Origin of the sequence: Acinetobacter sp. NIPH 284, assembly GCF_000369425.1 — a bacterium.
Classification (GTDB): Bacteria; Pseudomonadota; Gammaproteobacteria; order Pseudomonadales; family Moraxellaceae; genus Acinetobacter.
The window spans coordinates 567,911-574,682 of the sequence record NZ_KB850010.1 but is presented as its reverse complement, the minus strand read 5'-3'; the positions used below and the strand labels follow the sequence as shown (position 1 = coordinate 574,682).

Sequence of the window (6,772 nt, the reverse complement as noted above, 5' to 3'; positions counted from 1 at the left end):
AATTTGAGCGCATCTAAACAACCAAGCTACTTAATCAGCCACTTGGACGGCTAAGTTAATTTAGGATTACGTTATCGTTTCGGTAATCACCGAAACCCATGCAAGTGACTAGCTCAAAGATAGTTAGTGAGTATCTTTAAGCTACTCACAATGGATAAGATTCTAAATCTAATCCCACCTGAGCCACTAAATAGAGGAGCAGCTTTAAATACTCTATTCCGCTTCAATTAAATGATGGGAGCGAAAAAACACAGCAAACCGCTATACCGTCAGACAATAATCAATAAAACGCGCGCGCGCGCGAGGGAGAGAGTAAAACGTGGTTTTAATTCTTAAAATCCCAATAGAGTTATAGTGTGATTATTCGGGCGGTTTCTAAATAAAATAATTTTGAAATTTTCCCCTCCCCCCAGTGGTCAAGATAACCATACCTGAGCCGCCAATCATGACAGCGCAAAACAGCCTAGCGTTGACATAATTAGTCCCACATTAGTCTCAATAAAAATATGAGTTTTTTAAGTAATTGTTTTTATTTATTTTAATTGGTTAAATTACATTCTGTATTGGAAAGTAATTTTTTAAGAGTTTAAAATTTTATATAGGCATTAAGAATATCTTCTTAGTGCTTTTTTTGTAGAATTTATTGTGTATTTTATGCCAAATAAAGAATTAATTTTTTAGATTAATAAAAATTATTAATTCGTTTCATTATTTTGCTTATGCTTATATAGCTTTAATTTATCTTGTGAATATAAATTAATATATTTTAAAATTGGTAATGATAAAATGATTAAATTCTAAAATGAATATTAGGTTATATACCGTGAACTATTTTATTTTGACTGTGTTTTTTTGTATGTTTTCGACATTTATTTATGCGAAAACAGAGATTTATCAATGTAAAGAGAATGGATCTGTTATATTCCAATCCAAACCTTGCAAAGGTACAGGTCAGACTGTAGCTGATAAGGTTAAAGAACAACAACAAGCAAAAGAACGTAAACTTGCTGAAATTCAGGAAAAAGAAAAACTTTTACAAGAGAGATTAAAGCACCAGTCGAAAAAAGAAGTTGGTTTTAAAGCAACTATCATAAACTTTAAGAATAAAATGATTCGTTATTGGCATGCTTTAAAGAAGAAATTTTCAATTGATTCCTAAAATATTGAATATAAATCTTTAGATTTTAAAAAACAGCCTAAATAATTCCTATTATTTAGGCTGTTTTTTTTGTTTAAATGCCTTGCATTTCTTGCTCTTCAGAGTCTTCTTTCAGCATATTTAAAGAAGTTGCTGCACTAGCTGGAACTCCTTCTTGACGAGTACTTTTTAGCTTGATTTGTAAGCGTAACTCATTCAATGAGTCAGCATTACGTAACGCTTCATCATAACTAATTGCACCTTCGTTATATAAATCAAACAAGGCCTGATCAAAAGTTTGCATACCTAATTCACGAGACTTGGTCATAATTTCTTTAAGATTATGAAATTGACCTTTTAAGATATTTTCTGCAATTAATGGTGTATTCAGTAGAATCTCTACGGCTGCACGACGACCTTGACCATCTTGAGTACGGACCAAGCGTTGAGAAATAATCGCTTTCATATTAGATGAAAGATCCATCAGCAATTGATTACGGCGTTCATCTGGAAAGAAGTTCATGATCCGATCTAATGCTTGATTGGCGTTGTTGGCATGTAAAGTTCCTAAACATAAATGCCCAGTTTCAGCAAAAGCAATGGCATGTTCCATGGTTTCAGTATCACGGATTTCACCAATCAAAATCACATCAGGTGCCTGACGCAATGTATTTTTTAAGGCATGGTGCCAAGTATGGCAATCTACACCTACTTCTCGGTGGGTAATCATTGATTTTTTATGTTTATGAACATATTCGACTGGATCTTCGACCGTAATAATATGTCCTGCTGAGTTTTCATTACGATGGTCAATCATGGCTGCCAATGACGTAGATTTACCTGATCCCGTACTTCCAACTACCAATATTAGGCCACGTTTTTCCATCATGACATTTTTCAATGATTCTGGGAGTTTGAGCTTTTGGAAGGTGGGTATTTCTGACGTAATGGTTCGGATAACCATGCCGATTTGTAGTTGTTGCTTAAATACATTGACACGAAAGCGTGATACTTCTGGAATATTAATTGCGAAATTACATTCCCATTCATTTTCAAATTCTTGGCGTTGCTTTTCATTCATTAAGCTATATGCAAATAGCTTAGTTTTTTCTGGGGTTAAAGTTTGCTGACCTAAAGGACGCATTAAACCTTGGAGTTTAATACTCGGTGGAAAGTCTGCTGTAATGAATAAATCTGAGCCGCCATATTCAACCACTTTGGTCAACATATGAAACATAAACGTTTTGGCTTCTTCTAATAATTCCGCGTTATACATGGATGTACCTAAATTTTAAGACAAGACTAGATTGAGTCAGATGGTGTGAAGTTAAAACTAATCATGCAAAGGAAAACATATCCTTGTTTCTTTAAAATGAAGTTTCAAAAGTTCTGTAAGTCATTTCATGGCTTTTCATTCACGCTGAACGAGATTACAAAAGTTGCCTTGCTGATTGTGATTGGATTATTCCAAAAATAAACCCATCGATCTAGTTTGATTTTTATTTATTATATGAATATCAATACAATGTGAGAATTTTTGTCATTTTTTTACCAAAACGAGCTTTTTTATCTTTGATTTGAAACCACTTTAAAAAAAAGATGTTCCACGTGAAACATGACGATGATTGGTTGGCTTTTGGTTGTGACTGAGTAAGCTGTGCAATTTATGAGGATAAGCCTGATTAAAATAGCACTAATTTTGAGTTGAGTATGAGACATGTTGAAAAGAATCGCTTTATTTTCATTATTGAGTTGCACGTCTGCGATGATTTTTGCAAATGTAGAAACCTTAAAAAATAATTTAAATCAGCAATATCCCAATATTCATGTTAGCAATATTCAAGCAACAGAAATGACAGGACTATATAGTGCCAATTTAGACAATCAGATTATTTATTTGGATGAAAATGCCCAACATATGTTTATTGGTTCGATGGTTCGTTTAAAAGATCAAAAGAATCTGACCAAGGACTTGGTTCTAAAGCAAAATTCAATTGACTGGAAACAATTACCTTTAAAAGATGCAATAAAAACGGTAAAGGGCAATGGTAAACAGCAGCTCGCTATTTTTTCAGATCCGAATTGCCCCTATTGTAAGAAATTAGAAGCTGAACTGGATAAGCTCAATGATGTCACCATTTATACGTTTATCTACCCACTAAAAGCACAATCGATTGCGGTCTCAAAATCGATTTGGTGTGATCCTAACCAAGCTTATGCGTGGAAAAACTTATTGCAGAAGAATGTACAGCCTAAAGAAAAAACTTGTACTAATCCGATTGATCGCAATCTGGAATTAGGGAAAAAATTAGGTATAGAAGGAACGCCAACGCTGATATTCGGGAATGGTCTGAAAATGGTTGGTGGGCGGAGTGCTGAAGACATTCGGATGATTTGGAAAGAACTCGGTTTATAAATAAAAAATGCCCAATGCATTGTAATAAAATGATTTGGGCATTTTTAATTTATTTTGTTCTAACTTTTCTTGGTGACCAAGTTGTAGATGAACAAAATAATAATGGCACCAATGACCGATGCGATAAAGCCAGCCGCTGAGTTTTCACCATATAATCCAAGTAAGCGACCGCCATAGGTTGCTAATAATGAACCTGCAATCCCTAATAAGGTGGTAACAATAAATCCTGCTTTATCTTCACCAGGATGCAACGCACGGGCAATTAAACCTGCAAAAAAACCGACCACAATCGCTACAATGAGAGACCACATGACCTTTTCTCCTTGTTTTACCATAGTATTTGTTTGTTACTATCCTGCTCGATTTAGCCTAACTCTGTCTGTAGTGGATTACTGAGTTATGTCGTATTTTTGTGCAATCTTTATCGTGCTTTGATTAACAAGCTAGAATAAAAAAGGCGCTTTAAAGCGCCTTTATAATTGATCAAAGACCGATTTCACCGATAAAGGGTAAGTGACGATACTTTTGATCGAAATCTAAACCGTAACCGACAATAAAGCGATCTTCGACTTCAAAACCTAAGAATTTTACTTCTAAATCAATCTCACGGCGTGAAGGTTTGCTTACCAAAGTACAAAGTTCAATTGAGTTTGGATTACGTGTTTTGAGCATTTCAACCACTTTGCTTAAGGTATTCCCTGAATCAATAATATCCTCAACCACCAGCACATCTTTGCCGTGAATCTCACCATCCAGATCTTTCAGGATTTTGACATCACGGCTTGAAACTGTGCCACCGCCATAGCTTGAAACGGTCATAAAGTCGAGTTCATGCGGTTTTTCAATAGCACGGCACAAATCTGCCATAAAAATGACTGAACCACGCAGTAAACCAATCAATACCAGTTCCTTGTCACTTTGAGCATAGTGTGCATTGATTTTCTCACCGAGTTGTTTCACTTTGGCTTGAATCTCTTCACTGGAAATCATAATTCGCATTGCAATGGTCATCGGTAGATTCCTAAAAATTAAAAACGGGAAAATAAAAAAGGTGTTGACCTGCAACACCTCGAAATCTTGAGCTAATACGACAATTTTAAAACAAAATCAGATTTCATGCACCTTTTGATGGTGAAGAAAATGTTTCATTTTGAGCAGATGCACTGTCACGTTTCAATAGCACCGTACATCCAATAGCCAATAATAAAAATCCAAACCTTTGTTTGTTTAAAATTTTAGTTTTGACTATAGGCTTTTTGTCCATAGATATAGGTTGCCTCGACATTTCGATCATCCCCCATGGTAAATAATGCAAATAGACTATCTTCAAGTGATTTAGCACGAGACTGACGTAATTGTTGCAATGCTGTTGGCTTGAGATTTAACACCACAAAATCAGCTTCTTTACCCACATTGAAGTTACCTAGCTTGTCATCGAGATCTAAGGCTTTTGCACCGCCTAAGGTCGCATGATACAGCGATTCGTAAGCTGATAATTTGTCACCTTGCAACTGTTGTACTTTGTAAGCCTCATTGACTGTTTGTAATAAACTAAAAGAAGTCCCTGCCCCAATATCGGTTCCCAAACCGACTTTAACCTGTTGCTGCCATGTCTTTTTCAATGGGAATAAACCACTGCCTAAGAACAGATTTGAGGTTGGGCAGAACGCAATTGCAGAGTCAGTCTCATGCATACATTGCCATTCAGCATCTTCTAAATGAACGCAGTGAGCAAATACAGAACGCTGACCCGTTAAGCCATAATGATGATAGACATCTAAATAACCCTTTTGTGCTGGGAATAAATCTTTAACCCATGCAATTTCATCTTTATTTTCGCTTAGATGAGTATGTACATAAACATCAGGATGTTCAGCTTTGAGTTGTCCTGCTCTTTCAAGTTGTTCAGGTGTAGAGGTTGGAGCAAAGCGTGGTGTGATGGCATATAACGCACGACCTTGACCATGCCACTTCTCAATGAGTGCCTTAGAGTCGTCATAGCTGCTGTCTGCGCTATCACACAGGGCTTCAGGTGCATGACGATTCATCATGACTTTACCTGCAATGAGACGCATTTGATGCTGTTCTGCGGCTTCAAATAAAGCATCGACCGATTCAGGATGTACCGTACAAAAGACTAATGCTGTGGTGGTGCCATTTTTAAGCAGTTCATTCACAAAAAACTTGGCGATCTCGCTCGCATAAGCTTTGTCTTTAAACTGGATTTCAGTTGGGAACGTATAAGTGTTTAACCAGCTCAAAAGCTGTTCGCCGTAAGCACCGACCATTTCCGTTTGTGGAAAGTGAATATGCGTATCGATCATGCCTGGGATGATCAGTTGCTCTGGATAATGCTGAATTTCAATATTGATTGGTAGATGGTCTTGAGCGTCGTTCCACGTGCCAAACCAGCGAATTTTGCCTTGTTCCGTGATGAGGACACCATCTTCGAGATAACGGACTTGATCTGCAATTTGATTTGCTTGAGCAACAGTTTTTTGAATATCTAAGAAGCGACCACGAATAACAGTGATGGGAGTAGCCAAAGTCATAACAACCTACAATTTTACTTTTTTCGATTGATTGTACTCGATTTTGCTCGTTTTACTGGATTATTCGTCTAATTTAAGTATAGAAAGCCGAGCGAGGTATGAGTAATTGATTGGATCAATTCACTTTACTTTTCGGTGTAAATACGTAAATTGTCAGCAATAATTATACTTTTTGGAAAAAATAAAGATGTATTATTGGAATACCAAAGCTTTAGCGCATGAGTTGGCTGAAGATACTCTAAGTAAACAACATTATAAAAACTATTATCTCGCAGCGGCATTGGTGGTGAGTGCGGTGTACTATTACGGTATGTATTCGCCTTATTCTGATATTCGAGTGATTGGGATTGAAGCTGCATTGACCCTATTGATTATGCTGATTGGGATTCAACGGACTTATCAAGCCAATGGTGCTGATCAAGGTGTCCATTTCTTAAATCGGGTCACGGCGTTGTCCTTTCCTATTCTGATGCAAAATACGGTGTTTGGAATTGTTTTTGGGCTAGTTTTATTGGGAATTTATCAATATTTTGGTTTAGCGCAAACCGCATTTGAAATGTGGTACGAATGGTGTGTTTCGGCTTTTACCATTTTTCTGCAAATTTTATTTTTTACTCGTTTGGTGTCTTATATGAAACGGGTTGCAGCGCATAGAATTTAAGTCTG

7 protein-coding genes are annotated in these 6,772 nt (G+C 36.5%); 3 read left to right on the top strand and 4 right to left on the bottom strand.

What is annotated here, in order from left to right:
* Positions 1 to 823: 823 nt before the first annotated feature.
* The gene (locus tag F908_RS05865; protein WP_155756597.1) at positions 824 to 1,159 is read left to right on the top strand and encodes a hypothetical protein; all 336 of its coding nucleotides are present in this window, start codon (positions 824 to 826) and stop codon (positions 1,157 to 1,159) included.
* Between the two features lie 73 nt (positions 1,160 to 1,232).
* On the opposite strand, the gene F908_RS05860 is transcribed toward F908_RS05865, so the two are convergent.
* Positions 1,233 to 2,414, bottom strand: coding sequence for a PilT/PilU family type 4a pilus ATPase (locus tag F908_RS05860; protein ID WP_005158869.1), 1,182 nt, complete (start codon positions 2,412 to 2,414; stop codon positions 1,233 to 1,235).
* 441 nt (positions 2,415 to 2,855) lie between these two features.
* On the opposite strand from F908_RS05860, the gene F908_RS05855 reads away from it, so the two are divergent.
* Positions 2,856 to 3,554, top strand: a complete 699-nt coding sequence (locus tag F908_RS05855) for a DsbC family protein (protein ID WP_005158861.1) — start codon at positions 2,856 to 2,858, stop codon at positions 3,552 to 3,554.
* 59 nt (positions 3,555 to 3,613) lie between these two features.
* Here F908_RS05855 and F908_RS05850 read toward each other — a convergent pair whose 3' ends face one another.
* The 3 genes from F908_RS05850 to guaD all read right to left on the bottom strand — a co-directional run bounded on the left by F908_RS05850 (position 3,614) and on the right by guaD (position 6,106).
* Positions 3,614 to 3,865, bottom strand: a complete 252-nt coding sequence (locus F908_RS05850) for a GlsB/YeaQ/YmgE family stress response membrane protein (protein ID WP_004660536.1) — start codon at positions 3,863 to 3,865, stop codon at positions 3,614 to 3,616.
* A gap of 172 nt (positions 3,866 to 4,037) precedes the next feature.
* Entirely contained in the window at positions 4,038 to 4,565 is a 528-nt protein-coding gene (gene hpt / locus F908_RS05845) for a hypoxanthine phosphoribosyltransferase (RefSeq protein WP_005158858.1), read from the bottom strand.
* Between the two features lie 224 nt (positions 4,566 to 4,789).
* Positions 4,790 to 6,106: a guanine deaminase gene (gene guaD / locus F908_RS05840; protein ID WP_005158854.1), complete on the bottom strand. Its 1,317-nt coding sequence runs from the start codon at positions 6,104 to 6,106 to the stop codon at positions 4,790 to 4,792.
* Positions 6,107 to 6,293: 187 nt separating this feature from the next.
* Between guaD and F908_RS05835 the strand changes: the two genes are divergently transcribed.
* Positions 6,294 to 6,767, top strand: coding sequence for a hypothetical protein (locus F908_RS05835; protein ID WP_005158853.1), 474 nt, complete (start codon positions 6,294 to 6,296; stop codon positions 6,765 to 6,767).
* Positions 6,768 to 6,772 lie beyond the last annotated feature (5 nt).

Coding starts and splice junctions, on each gene's coding strand:
- F908_RS05860 (WP_005158869.1), bottom strand. CDS start 2,414: ATGTATAACGCGGAATTATTAGAAGAAGCCAAAACGTTTATGTTTCAT.
- F908_RS05855 (WP_005158861.1), top strand. CDS start 2,856: ATGTTGAAAAGAATCGCTTTATTTTCATTATTGAGTTGCACGTCTGCG.
- F908_RS05850 (WP_004660536.1), bottom strand. CDS start 3,865: ATGTGGTCTCTCATTGTAGCGATTGTGGTCGGTTTTTTTGCAGGTTTA.
- hpt (WP_005158858.1), bottom strand. CDS start 4,565: ATGACCATTGCAATGCGAATTATGATTTCCAGTGAAGAGATTCAAGCC.
- guaD (WP_005158854.1), bottom strand. CDS start 6,106: ATGACTTTGGCTACTCCCATCACTGTTATTCGTGGTCGCTTCTTAGAT.
- F908_RS05835 (WP_005158853.1), top strand. CDS start 6,294: ATGTATTATTGGAATACCAAAGCTTTAGCGCATGAGTTGGCTGAAGAT.